This window comes from Pseudomonas viridiflava, from assembly GCF_900602065.1.
Classification (GTDB): Bacteria; Pseudomonadota; Gammaproteobacteria; order Pseudomonadales; family Pseudomonadaceae; genus Aquipseudomonas.
In genome coordinates this window covers 1-278 of sequence record NZ_UWFN01000034.1, presented here as the reverse complement: position 1 = coordinate 278, position 278 = coordinate 1, and the positions used below count along the sequence as shown (strand labels likewise).

Genomic DNA, 278 nt, shown 5'->3' with positions numbered 1-278 from the left:
CGTTCGACCGGCGCGATGCCATGACCGGGTCGCCATTGCACGACGCTGCCATTGGCGACGGGTGCCTGACCCACGGCCGGCAGCAAACCCAGCTCCACCGCCCGGCCATCGAGCAGGGCATTCCCGGCCTCAATGGCATAGCTGCCGTGCTCGGTAAACCGCAGGCGCTGTGGGCTGGCGGCTTTTGCACGGTAGAACAGGCTGAGGTCTTCGGCCTGCGGGCAGTTGACGGTCATACTCAGGCGACGTCGGCTTCGGCCACGCTGCCGCCCTTGCAT

At 67.3% G+C, this 278-nt stretch carries 1 pseudogene; it reads right to left on the bottom strand.

Features of this window, described 5'->3' with window-relative positions:
* Positions 1-236 (bottom strand): annotated as a pseudogene (locus tag EE949_RS00175) (DUF1120 domain-containing protein); the annotation flags it as partial.
* Between the last annotated feature and the right edge of the window lie 42 nt (positions 237-278).